The 21,197-nt window shown below is 37.7% G+C and carries 24 protein-coding genes, 1 pseudogene and 1 other annotated feature; of the genes and pseudogenes, 7 read left to right on the forward strand and 18 right to left on the reverse strand.

What is annotated here, in order from left to right:
* Positions 1 to 4 precede the first annotated feature (4 nt).
* The 5 genes from Q1B07_RS08515 to Q1B07_RS08535 form a co-directional block, all read right to left on the reverse strand.
* Positions 5 to 232 carry a YqzK family protein gene (locus Q1B07_RS08515; protein ID WP_299088197.1) on the reverse strand — a complete coding sequence of 76 codons (228 nt, stop codon included), beginning with the start codon at positions 230 to 232 and terminating at the stop codon, positions 5 to 7.
* 171 nt (positions 233 to 403) lie between these two features.
* Positions 404 to 886, reverse strand: a complete 483-nt coding sequence (locus Q1B07_RS08520; protein ID WP_299088195.1) for a Fur family transcriptional regulator — start codon at positions 884 to 886, stop codon at positions 404 to 406.
* Positions 887 to 1,005: 119 nt separating this feature from the next.
* Entirely contained in the window at positions 1,006 to 1,659 is a 654-nt protein-coding gene (gene spoIIM, locus Q1B07_RS08525; RefSeq protein ID WP_299088193.1) for a stage II sporulation protein M, read from the reverse strand.
* A 344-nt stretch (positions 1,660 to 2,003) separates the two neighbouring features.
* Positions 2,004 to 3,167 carry an endonuclease Q family protein gene (locus tag Q1B07_RS08530; RefSeq protein WP_299088192.1) on the reverse strand — a complete coding sequence of 388 codons (1,164 nt, stop codon included), beginning with the start codon at positions 3,165 to 3,167 and terminating at the stop codon, positions 2,004 to 2,006.
* 6 nt (positions 3,168 to 3,173) lie between these two features.
* Complete coding sequence (locus Q1B07_RS08535; protein ID WP_299088190.1) at positions 3,174 to 3,722, reverse strand: NUDIX hydrolase; 549 nt, start codon at positions 3,720 to 3,722, stop codon at positions 3,174 to 3,176.
* Between the two features lie 80 nt (positions 3,723 to 3,802).
* On the opposite strand from Q1B07_RS08535, the gene mciZ reads away from it, so the two are divergent.
* Both mciZ and Q1B07_RS08545 read left to right on the forward strand, forming a co-directional pair.
* Positions 3,803 to 3,952 (forward strand): Z-ring formation inhibitor MciZ, encoded by a 150-nt coding sequence (mciZ, locus tag Q1B07_RS08540; RefSeq protein ID WP_299088188.1) that lies wholly within the window; start codon positions 3,803 to 3,805, stop codon positions 3,950 to 3,952.
* A gap of 70 nt (positions 3,953 to 4,022) precedes the next feature.
* The gene (locus Q1B07_RS08545; RefSeq protein WP_299088186.1) at positions 4,023 to 4,931 is read left to right on the forward strand and encodes an aldo/keto reductase; all 909 of its coding nucleotides are present in this window, start codon (positions 4,023 to 4,025) and stop codon (positions 4,929 to 4,931) included.
* 50 nt (positions 4,932 to 4,981) lie between these two features.
* On the opposite strand, the gene Q1B07_RS08550 is transcribed toward Q1B07_RS08545, so the two are convergent.
* On the reverse strand, positions 4,982 to 5,215 hold the full coding sequence (locus tag Q1B07_RS08550) for a YqkE family protein (RefSeq protein ID WP_299088185.1): 234 nt from the start codon (positions 5,213 to 5,215) through the stop codon (positions 4,982 to 4,984).
* A 436-nt stretch (positions 5,216 to 5,651) separates the two neighbouring features.
* On the opposite strand from Q1B07_RS08550, the pseudogene Q1B07_RS08555 reads away from it, so the two are divergent.
* Positions 5,652 to 6,556: pseudogene (locus Q1B07_RS08555) on the forward strand (alpha/beta hydrolase).
* A 42-nt stretch (positions 6,557 to 6,598) separates the two neighbouring features.
* Here Q1B07_RS08555 and Q1B07_RS08560 read toward each other — a convergent pair.
* The 6 genes from Q1B07_RS08560 to Q1B07_RS08585 form a co-directional block, all read right to left on the reverse strand.
* Positions 6,599 to 6,841, reverse strand: a complete 243-nt coding sequence (locus Q1B07_RS08560; protein WP_046513553.1) for a DUF2552 family protein — start codon at positions 6,839 to 6,841, stop codon at positions 6,599 to 6,601.
* 12 nt (positions 6,842 to 6,853) lie between these two features.
* On the reverse strand, positions 6,854 to 7,177 hold the full coding sequence (locus tag Q1B07_RS08565) for an iron-sulfur cluster biosynthesis family protein (RefSeq protein WP_299088179.1): 324 nt from the start codon (positions 7,175 to 7,177) through the stop codon (positions 6,854 to 6,856).
* 55 nt (positions 7,178 to 7,232) lie between these two features.
* Positions 7,233 to 8,666: a HAMP domain-containing sensor histidine kinase gene (locus tag Q1B07_RS08570; protein ID WP_299088176.1), complete on the reverse strand. Its 1,434-nt coding sequence runs from the start codon at positions 8,664 to 8,666 to the stop codon at positions 7,233 to 7,235.
* Positions 8,663 to 9,367 carry a response regulator transcription factor gene (locus Q1B07_RS08575; RefSeq protein ID WP_299088174.1) on the reverse strand — a complete coding sequence of 235 codons (705 nt, stop codon included), beginning with the start codon at positions 9,365 to 9,367 and terminating at the stop codon, positions 8,663 to 8,665. The genes Q1B07_RS08570 and Q1B07_RS08575 overlap by 4 nt, the downstream gene beginning before the upstream one ends.
* A gap of 569 nt (positions 9,368 to 9,936) precedes the next feature.
* Positions 9,937 to 10,269: a YolD-like family protein gene (locus tag Q1B07_RS08580; protein ID WP_299088172.1), complete on the reverse strand. Its 333-nt coding sequence runs from the start codon at positions 10,267 to 10,269 to the stop codon at positions 9,937 to 9,939.
* A gap of 176 nt (positions 10,270 to 10,445) precedes the next feature.
* Positions 10,446 to 11,708: a UV damage repair protein UvrX gene (locus Q1B07_RS08585; RefSeq protein WP_299088171.1), complete on the reverse strand. Its 1,263-nt coding sequence runs from the start codon at positions 11,706 to 11,708 to the stop codon at positions 10,446 to 10,448.
* 218 nt (positions 11,709 to 11,926) lie between these two features.
* Here Q1B07_RS08585 and Q1B07_RS08590 point away from each other — a divergent pair, with 218 nt between their 5' ends.
* Positions 11,927 to 12,121, forward strand: coding sequence for a YqzH family protein (locus tag Q1B07_RS08590; RefSeq protein ID WP_299088169.1), 195 nt, complete (start codon positions 11,927 to 11,929; stop codon positions 12,119 to 12,121).
* 390 nt (positions 12,122 to 12,511) lie between these two features.
* Here the strand turns inward: Q1B07_RS08590 and Q1B07_RS08595 are convergent, their stop codons facing one another.
* Together Q1B07_RS08595 and Q1B07_RS08600 are read right to left on the reverse strand one after the other, a co-directional pair.
* Entirely contained in the window at positions 12,512 to 13,306 is a 795-nt protein-coding gene (locus Q1B07_RS08595) for an SDR family oxidoreductase (RefSeq protein ID WP_299088166.1), read from the reverse strand.
* 21 nt (positions 13,307 to 13,327) lie between these two features.
* A complete protein-coding gene (locus tag Q1B07_RS08600) occupies positions 13,328 to 14,293 on the reverse strand; it encodes an MBL fold metallo-hydrolase (RefSeq protein ID WP_299088163.1) in 966 nt (321 codons plus the stop codon).
* 210 nt (positions 14,294 to 14,503) lie between these two features.
* Positions 14,504 to 14,708 (forward strand) — a binding site (T-box leader).
* Positions 14,709 to 14,748: 40 nt separating this feature from the next.
* On the opposite strand from Q1B07_RS08600, the gene proC reads away from it, so the two are divergent.
* Entirely contained in the window at positions 14,749 to 15,585 is an 837-nt protein-coding gene (gene proC / locus Q1B07_RS08605; RefSeq protein WP_299088368.1) for a pyrroline-5-carboxylate reductase, read from the forward strand.
* Positions 15,586 to 15,634: 49 nt separating this feature from the next.
* On the opposite strand, the gene Q1B07_RS08610 is transcribed toward proC, so the two are convergent.
* Complete coding sequence (locus Q1B07_RS08610) at positions 15,635 to 16,594, reverse strand: ATP-binding protein (protein WP_299088161.1); 960 nt, start codon at positions 16,592 to 16,594, stop codon at positions 15,635 to 15,637.
* Positions 16,557 to 17,024, reverse strand: a complete 468-nt coding sequence (locus tag Q1B07_RS08615; protein ID WP_299088158.1) for a PAS domain-containing protein — start codon at positions 17,022 to 17,024, stop codon at positions 16,557 to 16,559. The genes Q1B07_RS08610 and Q1B07_RS08615 overlap by 38 nt, the downstream gene beginning before the upstream one ends.
* 197 nt (positions 17,025 to 17,221) lie before the next feature.
* On the opposite strand from Q1B07_RS08615, the gene Q1B07_RS08620 reads away from it, so the two are divergent.
* Both Q1B07_RS08620 and Q1B07_RS08625 read left to right on the forward strand, forming a co-directional pair.
* Positions 17,222 to 17,647 carry a 3-hydroxyacyl-ACP dehydratase FabZ family protein gene (locus tag Q1B07_RS08620; protein ID WP_299088155.1) on the forward strand — a complete coding sequence of 142 codons (426 nt, stop codon included), beginning with the start codon at positions 17,222 to 17,224 and terminating at the stop codon, positions 17,645 to 17,647.
* Positions 17,648 to 17,677: 30 nt separating this feature from the next.
* Positions 17,678 to 17,950 (forward strand): hypothetical protein, encoded by a 273-nt coding sequence (locus Q1B07_RS08625; protein ID WP_299088153.1) that lies wholly within the window; start codon positions 17,678 to 17,680, stop codon positions 17,948 to 17,950.
* A gap of 62 nt (positions 17,951 to 18,012) precedes the next feature.
* On the opposite strand, the gene Q1B07_RS08630 is transcribed toward Q1B07_RS08625, so the two are convergent.
* On the reverse strand, positions 18,013 to 19,635 hold the full coding sequence (locus Q1B07_RS08630) for a M20/M25/M40 family metallo-hydrolase (RefSeq protein WP_299088151.1): 1,623 nt from the start codon (positions 19,633 to 19,635) through the stop codon (positions 18,013 to 18,015).
* A gap of 249 nt (positions 19,636 to 19,884) precedes the next feature.
* Positions 19,885 to 20,817 carry a ribonuclease Z gene (rnz, locus tag Q1B07_RS08635; RefSeq protein ID WP_299088149.1) on the reverse strand — a complete coding sequence of 311 codons (933 nt, stop codon included), beginning with the start codon at positions 20,815 to 20,817 and terminating at the stop codon, positions 19,885 to 19,887.
* Positions 20,818 to 21,197 lie beyond the last annotated feature (380 nt).

The following is a 21,197-nucleotide window of genomic DNA, read 5'->3' on the forward strand; positions in this document are numbered from 1 at the left end:
TCGTCTACTCCCCATTGTCTATAAAGAAAAGTAATCTGTTATACCAGCTTTCTTCTTCATTGTTTACCATTTTCGTAACCTTTAATGCTGCACCTTCTGGTTGATCATATCGATGCAGTTCCTGGTATTCTAAGTTCACCCACATGATAGCATAATAGAATAAAATCGTAAATCCAGTAAATAAAATAAACACTTTTACCATATCTCTAATTGTTTTTAGCCAACGAATCATAAAGAACCTCCATGTTATGAATGATTTATCCGGTTTTCCGGTGTTTAGCAAGCCTTTTGAAGGATCATATCTTTAAAGGAGAATTTACTGCGATTATTAGAAGATATGCCAAAAAGGACAAACTTTATACATGGATTTTTCAAACGAATAAAAAAAGCCTAACGATGTTTGTTAGACTTTGTTCAACTCACTATTATCTTCTTGTTCATTATCCACTTTTTCTTGACATTTCACACATATTCCGTGAAATGTTAAGCGGTGATCTTTTATTTTAAATTTCCATTTACTTTCAACTATTTCTTCTACGTCTTCAAGTAAGTCTTCTTCAATTTCAGCGACAGAACCACATTCAATGCATACTAAATGGTGATGAAAATGTGCTGCCCCTTCTTTACGAAGGTCGTATCTTGAAACGCCATCACCAAAGTTTATTTTATCGACAACTTTTAATTCGGTTAACAATTCCAATGTTCGATACACAGTTGCTAAGCCAATTTCGGGTGCTTTTTCTTTAACAAGAAGGTATACATCTTCAGCACTTAAATGATCTTCTTCATTTTCTAGCAGTACCCGAACAGTTGCTTCACGCTGCGGTGTCAGCTTATAACTAGCAGAATGCAGCTGCTTCTTGATCCGATCAATGCGGTTTTCCATAAGTACTCTTCCTCCCTCGCCGCGTTCCCAAAACCTATTATATATCATCAGGAAGGAAAGTGTCCAACTAAAATGATTATAATCTAACAAAAAGAACTAATATCATCTAATAATCATTATTATTTACTTACAAACTCCACAATATTCTTCATTAAAAATGGTGATGCATATGCTTCAAAGCCTGAAGCTGCAATAGCCATCACTCCGATAAACAAAAAGACAATTACGTATCTCATAAATAAGGTGAACGGCGCCTCTAAGCTGTTTGATTTTTTTACAAATAGCTGTTTTATGATCTTTAATGAAAATGCAATGGCAACAGAGCACATAATGATAAACGCTGGAATGAGTAAGACATTTTGAGGCAGCACTGTGACAAATGATAATAAAAAGCCCTTTAATCCTAACTGGTTAACCAAAAAGCCGACTGTAAAGCCTACCACTATGCCTTTAATAAACAACATAACTAAGATCACTGGCAGACCGATGATGGATATACCTAAAATCCACATTAGTCCTAAGTATTTCAAGTTATGAAAAAAGCTCTGATGAAACATATCCGCTGAGCTTGCAACTTTTCCTTCAGCAACTTGTCCAAAAAAACGATTTAAATAGTAATATAAATCTTCCTTTTGACTTAAGTTCATACTATTAACAATGATCGCGCCAAATATAACCCCCATCAAAAATAGGACAAAAACAAACAGATAAATGGATGAATGTTCCTTAAGATGCTGTTTCATCATTTCACTAACTGGCGGTTGTTTACGCATAATTATTTCCTCCCGTCATTCACTTACTAGAGTATATGAGAGGATTGCTAATCTATGACTTAAAAAACTTAAAGAGGAGTTAGAATTGTTACTAGATTTCCCTTTTTATAAAAGTCCTTATGTACCAGTCTGTTGTTTTTCCTTAGAGGCGCTCAACTAAAGCTCAGCGCTATGCGTCTGCTTAGGTTCCTGTCTCCCCTGTCCCGTTGTTCAAAGAAGCAGCCTTAGCATACTTCCACACAAACTTATTTGTTTATTCAATCATAAGTTTTATCGTAGCTTTTGTAAAAACGAAAAGAAGCTGTCTCAGATGGGGGCATACCTTTTTGAGACAGCTTCTTCTTTTAAATGCCAGTCACTTTTCCATACGTTCCTCCGCCGCCTGAGTTCACTTGAAGTCGGCCTTCTCTTGCAGCTGCGATATAATCAGCAATTTTCTCCGTTACGACCTTTTGAAGTTCATGTTTAGGTACTTCGTGTAAAATATTCATCTCTGTTCCAAACATATCCTTTAACTTATCCAATGTTCTTGGACCAATGCCTGGAATAAATTGAAGCGGTACTTGATGAATATAGGGAGGACGTACTCTGCTACCTTTGATTCCCTCCGATAATTCTTTAAGCCGTTTTGAAACACCTTTTACAAACCGTGTACTGCCGCAGTTTTCGCATTCCTGTTGGCCATTCGGCTTTAAGCCGCATTTTTCACAGGTTGTTTCATAATATTTCCCTAAATAAGGATTTAAGCCGTAATTCGCTTGGATTCTCCTGCCACCTTCTTCAGCCAGCGCCTTTTTCAGCTCTAAAAAGCTTGGCTCCTCTAATAGGAGCTTTTGATATTCTCTTCCTATTTTCGGTAAGGAATGGGCGTCTGAATTTGTTAAAAAAGTATAGTGCTGAAGCTCATCAATTTGGTCTGCCATCATCGTATCTGAGCTTAAACCTAATTCAACCGCATCAATTAAGCTGCCATCAAAAACTTCCTCTAACGACTTTACTACACCACTTCCATACAAGCTTTTATGCGGTGTAAAAATATGAGCAGGGATAAATAAACCCCCAAGGCTTTTTACAACCTTTTGTAATGTTATTCCTTTTTCATAGATCCTTTGTGAACTAAGGTTAATATTTGTCAACCTTTTGGAGAGCCAAGTAGAAAACTCCTCCATTTTTTCAAGTGACGGCATAAATGCCAAAACATGAATCGGCCCTTTGCAGGCTTCATCATAGATTTCAAGTTCAGTCCCGAGAATTAAAGTAGTATCCAAAAAGCGTATGCCACCGGTTTCTAATTCCATACATTCTCCGGTTTCGACAAGCTTTTTTAATGTAAGCAATACCTCTGGGACATGACAATCAATAATACCAACGATATCAATGCCTTTATGCTCGCTTGCTTCTACCAATATATTTTCCAATGTAAGGGAGCGAGATGCCGTTATTTTTACTGGCTTTCCTGAAGTCGTTTGACCAATATGAATATGTAAATCAGCAAAATAACTGTTCATTGTTTTTTAGCGGAGCGCCTGCTTAAGCTGCAAATATTGAACAGCATAGGCTGTTTTTGCATCATAAATGCGTTTGCTTTCGATCATTTCTTGCGCTTCCTCTAACGTCACCTCCAATACATCTAAAAATTCATCTTCATCTAATTCTGCAGCATTTGTTAGCTTTTCCAAATTCTCTGCAATAAATAAATGGACAAGCTCATCTGCAAAGCCCGGTGATACATAAAACGAAATGAGCGGCTTCAGATTACTGCATGTATAGCCTGTTTCTTCCTCAAGCTCTCTTTTTGCCGTCGCTAGTGGCTGTTCACCTTTTTCAAGCTTACCTGCCGGGATCTCAACAAGTGTTCGTCCAAGCGGTTTACGAAATTGTTCAACCATTAAAATTTTATTTTCAGGCGTTATTGCGATAACCGCTACTGCTCCAGGATGTTTAACAATTTCACGGGTGCTTGTTTTTCCATTAGGCAATTCAACCTCTTCTAAATATACATCAATCACTCTTCCCTTAAAAATTTCCTTTGAGGAAAGAGTCGTTTCTTTTAAATGATCCATTATATCAGCTCCTGTTCTATAAGCCTTCCTACCTTCATACATTCTATCATATCTTACCTGAAAGGAATGATTTTTTAAGCGTGAAAATCTATCGGTTAGATAACAGAATTGTCCTCGTTGGCAAGGCGTGGGAGATTCGAACAAAACTAAAGGAATATCGTGAGTCGTATACAACGGTTGTTGAATGGATGAAGGATGAAAAGCTGTTTACTGAATCGAAACGACGATAAGTGTTATAAGTTGCTTTTTCACATTCTTTATACTACCCTCGAAAAGAAGATGTGTATAAGGAGTGATTTGATGCGAAAAAGACAACTTGGTCAATCTGATTTGTATGTAAGTGAAATAGGACTTGGCTGTATGTCGCTTGGGACGGAAGAAAAGCATGCGCTCTCACTTATCGATAAAGCAATCGATCTGGGTATTAATTATTTTGATACAGCTGATTTATATGATGTTGGCAAAAATGAAGAGCTTGTTGGTAAAGCGATTAAGCATCGCCGAAATGATATCATCCTAGCAACAAAAGTCGGTAATCGCTGGAGGGAAGATCAATCAGGGTGGGATTGGGATCCTTCAAAAGCATACATAAAAGAAGCCGTTAAAAAGAGCCTGCAGCGTCTGCAAACTGATTTTATCGATCTATATCAGCTGCACGGCGGAACGATTGAAGACAATATTGATGAAACGATAGAGGCTTTTGAGGAATTAAAACAAGAAGGTATCATTCGTTATTATGGGATCTCCTCGATTCGACCCAATGTGATAAAAGAATACTTAGATAAATCCAGCATCGTTTCAATTATGATGCAATATAGCCTGTTAGATCGCCGCCCAGAGGAATGGTTTTCCATCATTAAAGATAAAGGTGTCAGCGTCATTGCCCGCGGGCCGCTCGCAAAAGGGCTGTTAACTGACAAACCCCTTAACCAAAAACTAAAAGGTAAGGGATATCTTTCTTATACAAATGAAGAACTAAAGGCTTTTTTAATAAAGCTAGAAAACATTGATCCTTCACATAGTATGACCGAGCTTGCCTTACAGTATTGTCTTTACCAAGACGTCATTGGCGCGGTTATCCCTGGTGCAAGTAAAATCCAGCAGTTAATTGAAAATGTAGAAGCAGGGAGTTCAGAACGACTATCTGCTCAAATGTATGATAAGTTGCAACAGATAGCAAAGCCGGGTCAATATGAACAGCATCGTTAAGAATAAACGCTCTAAAATCTTAAAACCGGGACCTGCTTGGTGTCCCGGTTTTATTTAAAGTCCTTCCACGATAAAGAACTGTCATTTAAAAGCTCCTCAAAGCTTTTATTTTTCTCTCTTTGTTTTCGTTCTTCTATTTTTTTACGTTCGAGAGCTGCTTCCCTTTCCTCTTGCTCTTTTGTTAAGCCTTTTTTTACAGCCTTTAATTGCTCGACTAAGTCGCGGTTTAAATGATCAGATACAAAAACGGTTTGATCATCCTTTTTCTTATTAGACTTTTTCATCCAAGTGCCTCCTCTTCCCTCTCTCATACAAAGTATAAGAAAGTTTTCTACCATTTTAAAGGATTTACACTTAAAAATTAATTAAATCTCCACCTGCATATTTTTTCCCTTCTACAGACATTTTAAAAGATAGAAAGGAGCGATTTAAATGGCAAACCAACGTGGACAAAAAGGTAAACCCAATGCAGATACATCAAAAAAGATGATGGCTGCTGAAGAAGTAGATAAAGCCATACACCCAACTAAAAGACAAAATTCACCGCAATAATCATAAGTATTTAAAACCAGCCTTTTCTCTTACTAAAAGCAGTCGATTCTTGAATCACTGCTTTTTTAACTTTTTAATATCAGTTCTAGACTTAACACTCCCTTTGTTATAATGAAGTGAGATCAGATAGATCTAAAAAGGTATTACTTTAAAATAAAGGAGTTGCCTATGAAAAAAGTAGTTATTGGACTGTTCATCATCCTCTCATATATTTTTATTGTCGGCTTTTTCTTTACGAATAAAATGATGTACATAAAAAAGAAGACAGATAAAGAAATCATTGATCGAGAAACGATGCTTGAGCTTTTTAATCAAGAAGAGTTTGATGCGTTAGAAAAAAAAGATTTCTCCATTCCATCCCGGTTTGGGTATACAATTAAAGGTTCGCTTATTGAACTTCATGAAACGAATCGTTATATCATTTTATGCCACGGAGTTACCGTCAATCGCCTTAATTCAGTGAAATACATGAATTTATTTTTACAAAAAGGCTGGAATGTATTGATCTACGACCATCGCAGGCATGGCGAAAGCGGCGGGAAAACTACAAGCTATGGCCATTATGAAAAATTTGATCTTCAATCGGTTGTCCACTGGTTAAAGCAAGAGGCCTGCGACTCCATTGTTTTAGGTATTCACGGTGAATCAATGGGCGCTGTAACAACATTACTTTATGCTGGTATGGTGGAAGATGGCGCAGATTTTTATATTGCTGATTGTCCTTTTTCAGAGCTTGAAGCACAGCTGCTTTACCGGCTAAAAGCTGAATTTAAAGTTCCCAGCTTCCTAGTGATGCCAATCGCAAGCCTTTTGTTCAGCTCCGTGACCGCTATTCGCTTAAAGATGTGTCGCCAATCAATTCGGTAGCAAATATTAAGAGTCCTGTACTCTTTATCCATAGTAAGGATGACGATTATATCCCTTCTGAAATGACTCAACAGCTTTATGAGAAAAAGAAGGGGGCAAAAAAGCTTTATTTAGCTGAAAAGGGGTCACATGCGATGTCCTATGCTGAGAATCGCGAGGAATATTCCAACGTCATTGATGATTTTTTCGATGAAATTGGGTTATAAATAGTAAAAAGGCTGCCCTGTTAGTAGGTGCAGCCTTACATTTTATCCCAGCACATCTGAAATATTCTCCATATTATTCTCCATCCACTGAATCGCTTCATCAATGGTTGGGAATTCCTGTGCTTCAAACGTCATCTCATCTTGAAGCAGCCATACATCCTTTGTTTCATCATGAAATCCGCCGATTGACCAATGAAGAAGACTGTATGGATGATTATCATTTAAAAAAGATACCCATGTCTTATTTAAGGCAACATTTTTTATCGATTTTAACCGATCCTTCACCTAAATCTCCCCTCACTTTACTAGTAAACTCATACGCGGATTTAATATTTGGGAAGGGCTTTTTAACATATAACAATTGGCTGTTTTGTTAAAGGTAATGGTGAGCTCTTCATCTAAAAAGACCATTTTTGTTTTTTCAACATATAATGGTACATCATTTGTTGCAAGCTCAACATCATCATCATCAAGCTCATCCACAAGCCATAAGGATGTCACACCGCTCATTACACATCCGCAGCCTTCTGTATCATATTTTACTTTTAACACCTTATCTTTATTTTCTTTTAGTTTAGGTGATAATTGCTCAAGTGCTTCCTTTGTAAATGTTAACTTCATGATTGTACTCCTTCTCTCTGCTTTAATCCCATTTTACCATAGCTAGTTGCGCTTCTCACCTTTTTTGGAAGGAGCTTGAATTGCTTTCTCCCATTCCTTCTCTTATGTTAAATGGAAGAGTGATCGAGAATGACGTTCCCTTATTTAGCGTACTTTTTACCTTTATGTCTCCCTCTAATACGACAACAAGCTGCTTGACTATAGATAAGCCTAAACCTGTACTGCCGAGCCTGTCCGAACGGGATTTATCTGCCTTATAAAATCTCTCAAAAATATACGGGAGATCATGTTCTGATATACCTATTCCTGTATCTTCTATTACGAGATTCACTTTCTTTTTACCTGCATTGCCAGCGATTTTCACTTCGCCATTAACCCTGTTATAACGAATAGCATTTTCTACTAAATTCATCAAAATTTGTTCTAGACGGACTGCATCTGTATAAATAAAAGGGATGTTGGCATCTAGTTCTTTCAGGAGGCGCAATTTCTTCTTTTTAGCTTTTAATGCAACTTTTGTCAAACAATTTCCAATCAAATCATAAAGATTAACCCAAGTAAAGTGAAGGTCTAATTGTCCTCCTTCGATTTTGGATAGCTCAAACAAATCAGCGACCAAAGCATTTAATTGATTCACTTCATCCAAAATAATGGATAAATAAAGCTCCTTCTCTTTTTCATTTTTATACAATTTATCATGAATCACCTGTGTATAACCTTTTATATAAGAAATAGGTGTTCGCAAATCATGGGAGATATTAGCGAAAAATTCTGTTTGCCTATTTCGATATCCTTCTAGCTCATGACCTAGATCATTGATCGCTGCTGCCAATGAACCTACCTCATCATTTGACGTAATGGATACTTTTCTATAAAACTTACCTTTCGCTACATCCCGCGTTACTTTTTCCATTTGCAATAAAGGTGAAGCAAGCTTTTTCGAGGCAATATAGGTAAAGGCCAATGCCATACAAAGGGCACCCAGCAATGTGGCCAACAGCAAAAGCTCAATATGATGGATCGTCTGTTTAATTTGTTCCGCCTTAGAAAAGACCAATATTGCCCCGTTTACCTTGTCATCTATTTGCAACGGCTTCCCGGTAGCGAGATAGTTCTTTTGATTATAGGGGTTAAAATAATCTAGTTTTACTGCCTTCCCTGAATAAACTGATACGGGCAAATCTCCAGAAATTTGAGTTCTTTTAGGCAAAATGGTATCGTTGGACGTGTATAAAACCTTGCCATCCCGGTCAATAATGCAAATTTCTGTTTTGGTTAATCGTGCTACGGTTTTCAATGAATCAATATCTTTTAAGTCTGTTAAGGTGTGGGAATATTGGTAGGCTAATTGATCGATTTGGTGGCGTGCTTCACTAAAATAGAATCTAGCAAAAAGCTGATCGATCGTATATGTCAATGGTAAAATGACACACATTAGGATAATAAATATGGTGCCTCCGAGCTTAAAAACAATGCTGTTCCATTTCATACGTTTCCATCCGACTGATTCAACTTATAGCCCACACCCCAAATAGTTTCAATGGGATTATATGCAGGTACTTTTTCCTTCACCTTAATTCGGATATTCTTAATATGAGAATCAACGGCCCGATGATCTCTTGTATCCTTCATTCCCCAGATAACATCGAGCAATAAATCTCTAGTAAAAACCCGTTGAGGCTGATTCGCCAATAGATGAAGCAAATCATATTCCTTAGGGGTTAAATTTAACTTCTCACCTTTAACTAGGATCGTTCTGCTCTCTGTTTCTATCTTCATTAGTTGATTTCCGATCATGACCACCTTTTGCTTATGAGGATCACCATTCATATCAGAACGCCTTAACAAAGCCTTGATTCGAGCAATCAGCTCCTCAGGCTCAAAAGGTTTCCCTAAATAATCATCTGCCCCGATATCTAATCCGTAAATTTTATCTTTTAACTCGTTTCTCGCTGTTAGCATAAGGATAGGTGTTTCCTTTTCTTTTCTAATCTCTTTGCAAATCTGCCACCCATTAATCTTTGGGAGCATGATGTCTAATATGATTATATGGAATTCTGCAGATGTGAGGATAGCTAATGCCTGCTTTCCGTCCTCTGCCTCTATTACCTCATATTCTTTTTCCAGGTAAATTTTTAATAAGTTTCTCATATTCCATTCATCATCAACCAGCAATATTCTCTTCTTCATTGATCTCCTCCGGCTTTAAATGTCTTTATAAGCATTGCGATCTTCGGATTTTCCAAGCTGTCGGTTCACATTTTATCTCTTTAAACTTTACCTATAACATAAAAGAATTTGTAGACAATATCTCAAAATTGAAACTATCGATATACTTTTATTTGAAAAAATAGGACATATGGAACAAAATTGAAAAACTCCATAATTTCTCCAAATTTGCAGATTACATTAATAATTACCGTGCAAAAACTTGTGTTTGATAAAGAAACATAGAGGAGGATGTTATGGATGTTTAGTTCTAGCAGGTTTGCAAATTACACGTTTACACATTTTCAAAAAGATCTTGTTGCAGGTTGGTCGTTTGCATTGTAGCTATTCCACTGGCGATGGCTTTTGCTATTGCCTTTAGGAGTAAGGCCGGAGTATGGGTTATCCAAAATCGATCAAACAAAATCGAAAACGTGAGCTAAGGTTAGTTTAATCAGAGTTAACTATTTTTTGTTACATATCCCGTAGATTTAATCCTTCTACGGGATATTCTTTATCATGGAGCTAGATAAAGAAGGTAAATCTCCCGTCTATTTTTGCTTCACATCAACAATTGCTGCAAATGGCAGCTTAAAGCGCTGGCCGCTTTGTTCATCAACAATTTGAAGCGTATGAGCAATCGGGTCTATATAGTGGACATACCCAGAGCATTTTTGATGAAAATGGTCTTGATAGTACGTAAAAACGAGCTCCATATGCTCTTCCATTGCTAAGCAAATGATTTCATTAAACTGTTCGAGCTGCTGCTCATCAAGCTCAGTCTTTTCTTGATAGGTATCAGCTTCTGACCAATCTCTTAATAGCTTTACATGTTCAGGCAGCATCATTGATGTCCATTTAATATTTCCTCTGTCCCGTATCATGACTTCATCACCACCCTAACACTCGGTTAACATTCTCTTTAGGCAGCCTAAGCGAATATGATTTCTTTTAGACAACCGCTCAGCTTGCCTTCAAAACAGAGTAAGGATTCGCAACACGAATGATTGAGCCATTGCCAAAGCTGTTAAGCTCTAGATTCCACTTTGAAATAGGCTTATTATGCTTTATGGCCGCCGACAAGCTTGGCACGATGCTTCGCAGTCCCAGCCGGAGTGTACGACACAGCACGTAAAATCGCATCTGAACCATACTTTTGACGAATGGAATCCATTACATAACCAAGTGTTCGCTGCTTTATGCGGTTTGGCCGAAACAAATCGAGCTGCATCTCACAATCGTCCTCAATATTTGACAGTGTAATCGATATTTGCCGAACTGTTTTATTGGCATAAAATGTCTCAAATAACTGCAAACATGTTTCATAAATATCCATCGTAATATTTGTTGGTTGATCAATTGTTTTGGAACGATAAAAACCACCGCCAAATTCATCGCGGCTATAGCCAATCCCAAGGCTGATCGTTCGTCCTACCTTTTTATGCTGACGCGCTCTGCGGGCAACCTCCTCACTGATTTCCAAAATCACATGCTTTACTTCCTCTGGATCGGGATAGTCACGAAGTAAAATTTGGCTTTTGCCGAAGCTGATTTGTCCTTGCATAATCGGTGCACCAACTTCCGACAAGTCTACTCCCCATGCGTGATAGTAAAGCTGATTGCCCATGATGCCAAATTTTTTTTCCAAAAGCTCGAGCGGATAATGAGCCAGCTGTCCAACATTAAAAATCCCCATTCGGTTCAACGTCTTTTGCACTCTCGACCCAATGCCCCACATTTTATTTAACGGCTCAAGCTTCCACAGCTTTTCTTTTACATCGTCATATGTCCACTCTGCTATCCCTGTCTTTTTTGCATCAATATCCAAGCATATTTTTGCAAGCAGCATATTAGGCCCAATGCCAATTGCAGCAAGAAGACCGAACTTACGCTTCAACTCATCACGAATTTTATCGGCAATTGTTCGGGCATCTCCCCAAATATGCTCAACACCATCGACTTCGATAAAACTTTCATCCACACTGTAAGTATGGATCGCCTCTTTTGGTACATAGCGATGAAACAGTTTTGTTATTTCTGTTGACATTCGGATATACGTTCCCATCTTCGGGTTAACAATCCTAATCCGCGGATCGTTCGGAACTTCAAAACGCCTTGCACCCGTTTTAATGCCAAATTCCTTTTTCATTTGCGGAGAAGCTGCCAGCACGATGCTTCCCTGCCGCTCAGTATCACCAACAACAACTAAATAGCATGTCAATGGATCCATCCCCAGTAAAACCGCAGCACAGCTAGCATAAAAGCTTTTCATATCAATACAAAGAATTTTTCGCTTTGGAAATTGATCATAGTTTTCAATCATAGCCGCTTCCTCCAACAAGAATGTATGTTCTCATTTATTATATTCTTCATCTTAAGCGAATATACGTTCGATTTCAATGGAAGTTTCAACCACAATAGAAAAGTGGTAGCAACGTATGAACTGGATACTAACTACGTAAAAAACAAAACTCGCAGATATTTTTTAATGGTTTCTAAAAAAGGAGGAAGACTGTATACTAGCAGGTAGCGAGGTGTGACATGGAGGAGAAATTCTTATTGAAAATGCTTAGAAACAGCTTTCTACAATATGGCCGGGATCTTGATGAAGATCCGCTTTCGAAAGATGACTACATACAGCTGCTTGAAAAGGCGGTAAACGAAAAGGATCAAGACACAGAATGGTACGAAGTGATTGAAGATATTGTCTATGGCTATGTAACGAATCAGGATTAAAATCAAAAAGAGGCTGCCCCTTGTCCTTATTCTACAACAGGGGAAATACCCTGCCTCTTTTAATGGCTTTAAATCGTTGTCATCTTCCGCCAATTCCAGAAAATAACCTACTTCATCTAATGCAAAAAGTCTTCTAAGAAAAATTTAAGTTCCATATAGTTATCGAATTTAATTGAGTTTTCATAAAAATCCGCCCAAGAACATCAATAACACTTGTATCCTTTTGTTGATCTCTAATGATCCAAAGATACCGATTTTCTTTACACCGCATTATTCTTAAATATGCATAAACCTTCAGATAATTCGAGTGAAATTTTCATTTTTTGATAACACCCAATCACCACGATACATAATCCTTTTTTGTTAAATTATACCATTTAGCTAAAACATTCATTTCTTAAAAAACGCCTTTCCCGCAATTCGTTCAAACAGCCTCGGCATGACCTGGTAAAGCGTACTTCCTGTATTCATCCAGCCAGGTAAATTGATTTCGCGCTTCGGTGTGAGCATAGTGTTTACGATGATCCGTGCTACCTTATTTGGGTCAAGCATCCAGCGTTCCACATTTTTCACATAATCTCCCTGCTTGTCGGCAATCGTGAAAAAATCTGTTTTAATTGGTCCGGGGTTTACCGATGTGACGTAAATATTGTTTGATTTAACCTCCATCCGCAAACTGTTTGTAAAGCCTAATACAGCGTGTTTCGTTGCAGAGTAAAGACTAGATTTGGGAGTTGCGATTTTGCCGGCCTGTGAGCCAATATTGATAATATGTCCCTTTTTCCTTTCCATCATGGCAGGCAGCACCATTTTTGTACAGGCAACTAAACCATATACGTTTACCTCAAACATGCTTTTCATTTCATCAAGGGAAGCATCGAGCACATCATTAAAGATTCCGAACCCGGCATTATTGACCAGAACATCAATAGATCCGACTTCCTGTGCAATGTTCGAAAAAACGCGCTGAACGGAATCAAGATCCTGAACATCGAGTATGTAGTAAGAGCATGAGATCCCATAATCATGTTTAATTTGTTCTGCAAGCCGAACTAACCGTTCTTCTCTTCTGGCTAATAAAATAAGGTTTGCTCCATTCTTGGCACATTCAATGGCAATTTTTTCACCGATGCCGCTTGAGGCCCCAGTAATGGCAACATGGCAACCTTGTATTCGTCTATTCAACTATTTCACCTCTACCGTTCCTTAGCAAATATAAAGGGTTGTCTCCCTTGAAGCATCTACTTTAATTTGACCGATATTTTCCAAATAGTCAAGCTGACCGATTGTTTCTGACATTGTTAATAACGGCTGTTTATGATAAATCTTTGGAAACAGTGCCTGACATACTTGAAAAGCAGTCAAGGGCTTTTCCTCAAGAAAACTGTATACGAGGTCTGCTCGTTCAGCTTGCTTTTTTAAGCGAAGGGAAATAAGCTCATGCGCCTCTTCAATCGGTTCTCCATGACCAGTATAAACTAACGAAACCGGAATCTCTAATAATCTTGAAATTGACTCATTTAACTGGAGCTGCGGACGCGGGCGTTCTATTGAATTTGCCATCGGCGGCTCTAATAATGGGTTTGGAGAAATATGTTTTAACAATAAGTCTCCCCCTATTACAACCCCTGACCTTTCTTCATATAAAACGATATGACTTTGAGCATGCCCAGGTGTTTCAAAGATTCTCCATCCGAATAAACCGCTAATTTCCTCCCCTTCTCCTACAAAATGCTGTAAATTTCTATTGCAGGAGAATTTAAGTGTATGATTCAGTCTATTTAAATCAGGGAAAAATTTTTTATCGACTCCAAATTCAATAAATAGTTTCTCAAAGAAAACTGTTTGTGCTGCCATAAATTGCGGGTCTTTTTTCAACCATGGTGTATTAAAAGGATGACCCCATATTGGAATGTCCTCGCTTAAAAAGTCCAACATGCCGACATGATCAGGATGATGATGGGTGATTACTACTTGATCAATGTCCTGAGGGCTGTACCCAAGTTCTTTTAGTTGGGATTGGAACGCCTGCCAAGCCTCAACTGTCTTCGGACCAGTATCCACAAGTGTTAAATGATCCCCCTTAATTAAGTACACATTCACATCTCCTACTGGAAAAGGTGTTGGAAGTTCCAGCTTAAAGATTTGGTTTCCCCGTTGAAATGGTTTCATTCACTCAGCCCCAATTATTATTTTCAAATAAAACTTATTATTGTTCATTAAAGATACTTACTATTATTTTATCTTCCAACCACATATTTGTCATTATATTCAAATAATTCAACTAACATTCTTTTTGAAAATGCTTGACAATTACCTGTCCACAAATGCATAATGAATAAAAATTCAAGAGAAAAAACTTAAAAAAATTTATTTTAATAAGTAAAAGCATTGACTTAGGACTAGTAAATCGGAAGCTGCAAAAGAGAGTGGAGCTCGTGGCTGGGAAGCTCCATTGCACCTGTTTCCTTTTGAACCTACCTATGAGCTGTTAGGAAAACCTAACCGTATTTCTGCGATAAAGAAGTGAAGCTGGGAATGATACATTCCAACTAAGGTGGTACCGCGGAGCCATTCCGTCCTTTTCAAGGATTGAGTGGCTTTTTATATTGTGCTTTTAAAGGAGGATTTTTATGGAGAAGATTGGATTTATTGGCGCCGGTTCAATGGCAGAAGCCATGATCGCTGGTTTAATAAAAGGCGGAGTGTTTCAGCCGGAGCAGGTGATCGTCGCAAACCGTTCCAGCGCTGACCGTCTGAAGGAATTAACAAATAGGTATGGTATCGAAACCACACATAATAAAGTAAAATTGGCTCAAGAGGCAAACATTATCGTATTAGCGATGAAGCCAAAGGATGTCAAGGCAGGCATAGATGGCATTCAAAAGTATATTCATAACCAGCTGATCGTTTCTGTATTAGCAGGGATTTCCATTGAAACGATCACATCCATCCTTGGCAAAAAAATAGCCATTATTCGTGCAATGCCAAATACATCAGCAGCGATTGCCAAATCAGCAACTGCCATCGCTGCAAGTGAAGATGTCACGATGACACAAATCAAAAAATGCCAATCATTATTCGAAGCAATTGGCATCTGCAAGCTTGTCGATGAAAATCAACTAGATGCTGTTACAGGATTATCAGGCAGCGGACCTGCATATGTTTACTTCCTTGTAGAAGCCATGGAGAAAGCCGCTATCGAGGTAGGCTTAGAACCGAATGTAGCCAGAGAACTGATTGTCCAAACATTGCTTGGTGCTTCAGAAATGATCGCGAGCTCTGATAAACACCCATCACAATTACGAAAAGAAGTCACAAGCCCTAACGGTACAACCGAAGCCGGAATTACGATCCTGCAAGAAAGAGGTTTTGAAGAAGCTCTTATCTCATGTATAAAACGCGCAACAGAGAGATCAAATGAATTAAAGACAATGTTTTCCGAAGCACTGATAAAAAATTAAAATAGAGAAGGAGTGCCGTTTTAATAAAAGCTTGCACTCCTTCTTTTTCCTAGTTCTTATCTTCACTAATCGGAAGGTACAGATCAATAATGGTTCCTTTGCCAACAGTACTGGAGATGTTCACTGTTCCTCCGTGGGAATGAATGATTTTAAAAGTCGTCATCATCCCGAGACCTGTTCCTTTTTCTTTTGTTGTATAAAATGGTGTGCCGATTTTAGCTAGAAGTTCCTCTGAGATCCCTACTCCTTGATCAGCAATTTGAATAAAAATCCCGGCGGAACCATGTTTCTTGCCGCTTATCGTTATTTCACCACCATTAGGCATCGCTTCTATTGCGTTTTTAATTAAATTAATAAAGACTTGTTTTAACTGGCTTGCAATACAATGAATCATAGGCAAGTCGTCAAGTTGAACGTTAACATTCACCTTGTTCATTAAAGCTTGCGAACCCAATAATGTGACAACATCCTCAATCATTTTTTCCACACGTTCATAACGAAAATGATGTGCTTGCGGCTTTGCTAAAATAAGCAGCTCACTTGTTATCATTTCGATTCTTGAAATTTCATCAGACATGATATCTAAATACTCACTATTGATTTCCTTCATTTTATTTTTATAGAGTTGTAAAAAACCTTTTATTGATGTAAGAGGATTTCTTATTTCGTGTGCAATCGATGCAGCAAGTTGGCCAACAGCTGTAAGCTTTTCAGATTCAAGCAACATTTTTTCGGTTCTTTTTTCCCTAGAGATGTCCCGAGCGATTCCGTAAACTCCGACAATTTCCCCATTAACAATAATTGGAATATTGGTAACCTTCAATTCAATGATGTGCCCGTTTTGATGAACTGCTTTTGTTTCATAATGCTGAATGGCTCCCTTAACAGCATGAGAATAATAAGTCTTTGTCCTTTCAATTTCATCAGGAGTGATTAATGGCATATAAGACATTTGTAAAAGCTCTTCTTCTTTAAAAACCAAGTAATTCTTCCATTGCGTGATTAACACTTAGAAAATTCCCTTCTAAATCAAAGGAATATACCGCAGCCGGATTATTTTCAAAAAGAGACTTATAATGCTGCTCCCTTTTTGAGGAAGATCGTTTATTTTCAGTTATGTCTTGAAAATAAACAGAAAGGCCATTTGGAGAGGGATAAATCCTTACTTCAAACCACATTTTTAAAGGAGGAGAGTATTCTTCGAAAACAATAGATACTTGTTCTCGCACGGCCATATGGTAATGTTGATAAGTTTGTAGATCAACAGCCTCAGGAAATACTTCCCATATGCATTTTCCTAATAATTGCTGCATATTACGACGCAGTAGTCTAGTTGCCTCTTTATTAACATAAGTAAATTTCCACTCTCTATCTAAAGCAAAAAAAGCATCTGTAATTCGATCTAATATCTCATACGGATTTATCTGTTGAATATACATTTCATCAATCCTCACAGCGATTTTCTATGCAATATGATACCACACCTAAGCCTAATTTCGGTATTTAAATAAAGGGAGACTTCCATCAATTGGTTTCCGAAGAACAGGATATACAACTGCCTGTTAAGAAGGGATAAATAGCTTCTTTTATACCCTTTGGTATATAATGGTAGAAAATGAAAGAAGGGGAATAATGCATGAATTCAAATGATTCCATTATACAAACAGCTCTTCCACATCGGTACCCATTCTTAATGGTTGACAAAGTGATCGAGATTGTTGAAGGTAAAAAAGTAAAGGGATTAAAGATGATTACTGAAAATGAATGGTACATATCCAATGATCATACCTTTATGCCTAATATTCTCGTCATTGAAGCTCTTGCCCAGCTTGGCGCCTTTGCCTCTCTGGAAGATGATAACCATTTAGGATTTTTAACATCCATTAAAGGAGTAGAATTCATTCGTGAAGCATCAGTAGGAGATCAAGTCCATCTATTTTACGAGGTGATACGAATGAAAAAAGGCTTTGTTCTTGGCAAAGGCTATGCTGAAGTAAATGGTAAGGCAATTGTAAAGGTCGATGAGATTGTCATTTACCAGACTAGCTCTTCGAATAAATAAAATTTATTGCTACTAGATGGTGATTAATTCATGAAAGTCAACCTTTTAGAGCTTCCAGATCATGAAAAAAGAATTTATCAACAAATAACTAAGTTAAAAAAACCTGAAAAACAAATGCTCTGGCACCTTATAAAAAAGACAAATATTGAAGGAATTGCTCTTTACCCTAAGATTGAAAAGGAAATGATCCCCTTGATAAAGCAGAAATTCATCGCAATTAATGAAATCTACCAAGGTGAGGGCTTTAGTTTTTTCATTTTACAAAAAGCCCCTTATCTTCTTAGGCAACTAAAAAAACGCTAGGCATGTGAGATGCCTAAGGATCTGATAAATCCTAAATCCTGAGGCAACCTCACATACCTGTTTCACCCTTCAAAAATCGTTTTAATTGAAAAAGATAAAAGCTCTGGCAAAATTTCAAATGCATAAGGAATATGTAATCTTTCCGTCCATTTATGAGGATCTCTTCCAACCGGTCCAATATTTAATACAGGGATATTCAACCGTTGCATCTCGCTTAACGGCAAAGAGTATCCGTTTCCGTAAAGAGGCATATTGGCTGTTAATTGGGACAGAGCTTCCCCATTGTCGTTCAGCTGGACAAAGCTTAAATCACATAATCCCGGAAAGTAATTTTGCTGCTTAAGCTCAGTCTGATAGTTCTCCTTTGCATAGGCAATCACATGTTCAACTGTTTTTTGAATGAACGGGTTGCCTTTAGAAGATACTGAAGGATAATAAGGCGGACTATAAAAGATCACAACCATCGCTCCATATTCCTTACATAAGCCAACTAATTCTGCAACAACTCTTGTGGAAAGGCCTCGTTCATCTTCATCTCCATACTTTACCAATATTTCATTTATTCTTCGATCAATTTCTTTTGTACCATATTTTTTCTTTGCAATATGTAAAAGCTCTTTAAAGGTCAAAATTGTTACCTCCAAGTCTAATGGAGATAAAGAAATAAGTTTAGGGTACTGTTGACTTCGCTTCTTATAAAACTCCTCAACGTTTAAGGCAGCCTCTTTTACTACTTGCAAAAGTTTATGATGAAGTTCGCTAACCGAGCCATTCATGATGAACAAATTATACATTGATACGGATGCATGAGGAATTTGAACAGAATACTCCTCTTTTAAATCCCTCATCATTAAACTAGTAGGCGGAGGTGAGATTTCTTCTCCTTCCTGCTCACAAAACGCAGGATTCAATTCCATCAAGCGGTTTAGCTCAGAAAGCAACAGATTTGCATTAAGTCCTGAAAATGGTTCCCCAGCATGTGTTTCAATACCGCTGCAGTAAAAGCTGGCTAGCACCTTTCCGAGAGAGCCTGTGTAAATATAATGGTTTTGATCATTAGGGAATTTTGCAAACATCGGTTCAGAATTAATACATGCTTTATAAGTTAAACCAAAGCGCTGCTTTAGTTCATCTAAAATAGGGACAGCACTTATCATGCCTGCTGAATTAACTTCTTCATCCGGAACTGAAACGAGTAATAGATTTCCCTTAAAATCTCCATGCATCGCCCTTTCTAACATGGCTAATTGGACAGCAAGACCTGCTTTCATATCCATGGTACCTCTGCCAAATAACCACTCACCACTTTCAAGATCCTCCCTTACTTGCTCAGATAATTGGGAGCTTCTCGCCTTTAGTTCATTTGTTAACTTAACAGGTTGACAGGATAAAGAGGATAAATCTCCATAATCCGTTACATCCACGACATCAAAGTGATTTATTAAAACAACCGTTTCGTTTGTAACCCCTTGATTTACCAATGCGGTTACAAAAGATCTCCCATCGTGAACAGGGTGAAGCTGTAGGAAATCAGGATGTTCTTTAAAATATTCTCGTTCTTTTAACAAATAATAGAGATATTTCCCTAAAGCAATCTCACCTTGCGATCCTGTTATACTAGCGTGCTCAACCAACTGAATTAATAGGTTAACCAATTGCTCTTTTGTTTGCCATCTCCTTTGCAAAGTGAACCACCTGCCAACTATTTTTTTCTCATTTTATTAAAAATATGGCTTTTGTTAAAGATCGTTTTTTCTACTTTTTTTCATCACAAGAGACGGCTGTTATTTGATCCATTTAGGCCAAGAACTGCAGCCAATCAACTAAGTGAAAAAATCCCTCTCACCAAAACAATACGAACGTAGCTGATAATAACGAAATAAAAAAGATAGGAACAAGCATTCATTTGCTTATCTTTTTAGTGGTTTTCGCATTCAATCCCGATGCTTTGGGATTTCAATTTGCATGAAATCTGATGCGATAGATGAATGAGGAAAAATGGCCTGTGCTTCTTCTTTTAGCGTTGCAACATCCTCTTCCGTTTGGTAACGGGAGCTTATATGTGTTAAGATAAGCTGCTTTGCATTTGACCGTTTCGCAATCAAGGCAGCTTGTTTGGTTGTTGAATGAAAATAATCGTAGGCAAGCTGTTCATCTGCTTCTGAAAGTGTTGCTTCGTGTATAAGCAGGTCAGCTTCCTTACAAAGCTCAATACTATTATCTGTGTATCGGGTATCTCCTAAAACCGCTACAACTCTCCCTTTTTGCTTCGGTCCTAAAAAGTCATTGCCATCAAGAATTGTTCCATCCTCAAGTTTAACCTTCTCCCCTGCTTTTAATCTTTGATAGATCGGCCCAGGCTTTATCGATAATGCTTTTAATTTATTGACAAGCAATGCTCCTGGTAAATCCTTTTCAATAACTCGATATCCGTAAGAATCAATCCCATGTTCCAGTTTTTTCGCAATAACCTGAAACTGATCATCTTCAAATACGGTCCCCTCTTCTACTACCACAAATTCGATTGGATAGGTAAGACGCGATTGACTAATGGAAAGAGAGGTACGAATAAATTCTTCAAGGCCTTCTGGTCCGTAAATTGTTAACAGGTCCTCTCCTCCTTGAAATGAACGACTGCTAATTAGTCCAGGCAGTCCATAAATATGATCACCGTGCAGATGGGTAATAAATATCTTTTCAATTTTTCTTGGCTTAATCGATGTATGTAAAATTTGGTGTTGTGTTGCCTCACCGCAATCAAAAAGCCATATCGCTTTTCTTTCCTCAAGCAGCTGCAGGGCGATGCTCGTAACATTTCGAGCCTTTGCTGGTATCCCTGCCCCAGTCCCAAGAAACATGACATTCAAAACAACTTCCTCCTATGATCTCTTTCCTTTAGAATACATGATTTAACAGTAAAGTTAAACTATCAACATCTTGCAGTATTTGTCGGAAAAAGAAAAAAATAAGTCGATAAGACTTGACCTTTTATAGGTTGATTGAATAAAATAGACTGAATAATAAAAAGATTTTAATAAAATCAAGTGCTTTTAACACGATATTTTTCTTTTAATCGTTTATACTAGTACTTGAAAAGACAATTATGTTTGATTTACCCTACATTTACCTTTATTATTAAGTATTTGTAGAGGGTATTTTACAATCAGTGCTCTAAAATTCGAGCCATCCTTAAAAAAAGACATCTTGTCGGTTAAGGTATCGTTTTCATATACGAATTTTTCACTGA

The organism is uncultured Metabacillus sp., assembly GCF_947503125.1.
Taxonomy (GTDB): Bacteria; Bacillota; Bacilli; order Bacillales; family Bacillaceae; genus Metabacillus.

What these genes read in the sequence shown, in the direction of transcription:
- Q1B07_RS08570 (WP_299088176.1), bottom strand. Translation starts at nt 8,666, where the DNA reads ATGAAATGGAACAGCATTGTTTTTAAGCTCGGAGGCACCATATTTATT.
- Q1B07_RS08615 (WP_299088158.1), bottom strand. Translation starts at nt 17,024, where the DNA reads ATGTATATTCAACAGATAAATCCGTATGAGATATTAGATCGAATTACA.
- Q1B07_RS08600 (WP_299088163.1), bottom strand. Translation starts at nt 14,293, where the DNA reads ATGAAACCATTTCAACGGGGAAACCAAATCTTTAAGCTGGAACTTCCA.
- Q1B07_RS08530 (WP_299088192.1), bottom strand. Translation starts at nt 3,167, where the DNA reads ATGAACAGTTATTTTGCTGATTTACATATTCATATTGGTCAAACGACT.
- Q1B07_RS08535 (WP_299088190.1), bottom strand. Translation starts at nt 3,722, where the DNA reads ATGGATCATTTAAAAGAAACGACTCTTTCCTCAAAGGAAATTTTTAAG.
- spoIIM (WP_299088193.1), bottom strand. Translation starts at nt 1,659, where the DNA reads ATGCGTAAACAACCGCCAGTTAGTGAAATGATGAAACAGCATCTTAAG.
- Q1B07_RS08575 (WP_299088174.1), bottom strand. Translation starts at nt 9,367, where the DNA reads ATGAAGAAGAGAATATTGCTGGTTGATGATGAATGGAATATGAGAAAC.
- Q1B07_RS08520 (WP_299088195.1), bottom strand. Translation starts at nt 886, where the DNA reads ATGGAAAACCGCATTGATCGGATCAAGAAGCAGCTGCATTCTGCTAGT.
- Q1B07_RS08620 (WP_299088155.1), top strand. Translation starts at nt 17,222, where the DNA reads ATGAATTCAAATGATTCCATTATACAAACAGCTCTTCCACATCGGTAC.
- Q1B07_RS08545 (WP_299088186.1), top strand. Translation starts at nt 4,023, where the DNA reads ATGCGAAAAAGACAACTTGGTCAATCTGATTTGTATGTAAGTGAAATA.
- Q1B07_RS08565 (WP_299088179.1), bottom strand. Translation starts at nt 7,177, where the DNA reads ATGAAGTTAACATTTACAAAGGAAGCACTTGAGCAATTATCACCTAAA.
- Q1B07_RS08515 (WP_299088197.1), bottom strand. Translation starts at nt 232, where the DNA reads ATGATTCGTTGGCTAAAAACAATTAGAGATATGGTAAAAGTGTTTATT.
- Q1B07_RS08585 (WP_299088171.1), bottom strand. Translation starts at nt 11,708, where the DNA reads ATGATTGAAAACTATGATCAATTTCCAAAGCGAAAAATTCTTTGTATT.
- Q1B07_RS08625 (WP_299088153.1), top strand. Translation starts at nt 17,678, where the DNA reads ATGAAAGTCAACCTTTTAGAGCTTCCAGATCATGAAAAAAGAATTTAT.
- Q1B07_RS08550 (WP_299088185.1), bottom strand. Translation starts at nt 5,215, where the DNA reads ATGAAAAAGTCTAATAAGAAAAAGGATGATCAAACCGTTTTTGTATCT.
- Q1B07_RS08590 (WP_299088169.1), top strand. Translation starts at nt 11,927, where the DNA reads ATGGAGGAGAAATTCTTATTGAAAATGCTTAGAAACAGCTTTCTACAA.
- Q1B07_RS08580 (WP_299088172.1), bottom strand. Translation starts at nt 10,269, where the DNA reads ATGATACGGGACAGAGGAAATATTAAATGGACATCAATGATGCTGCCT.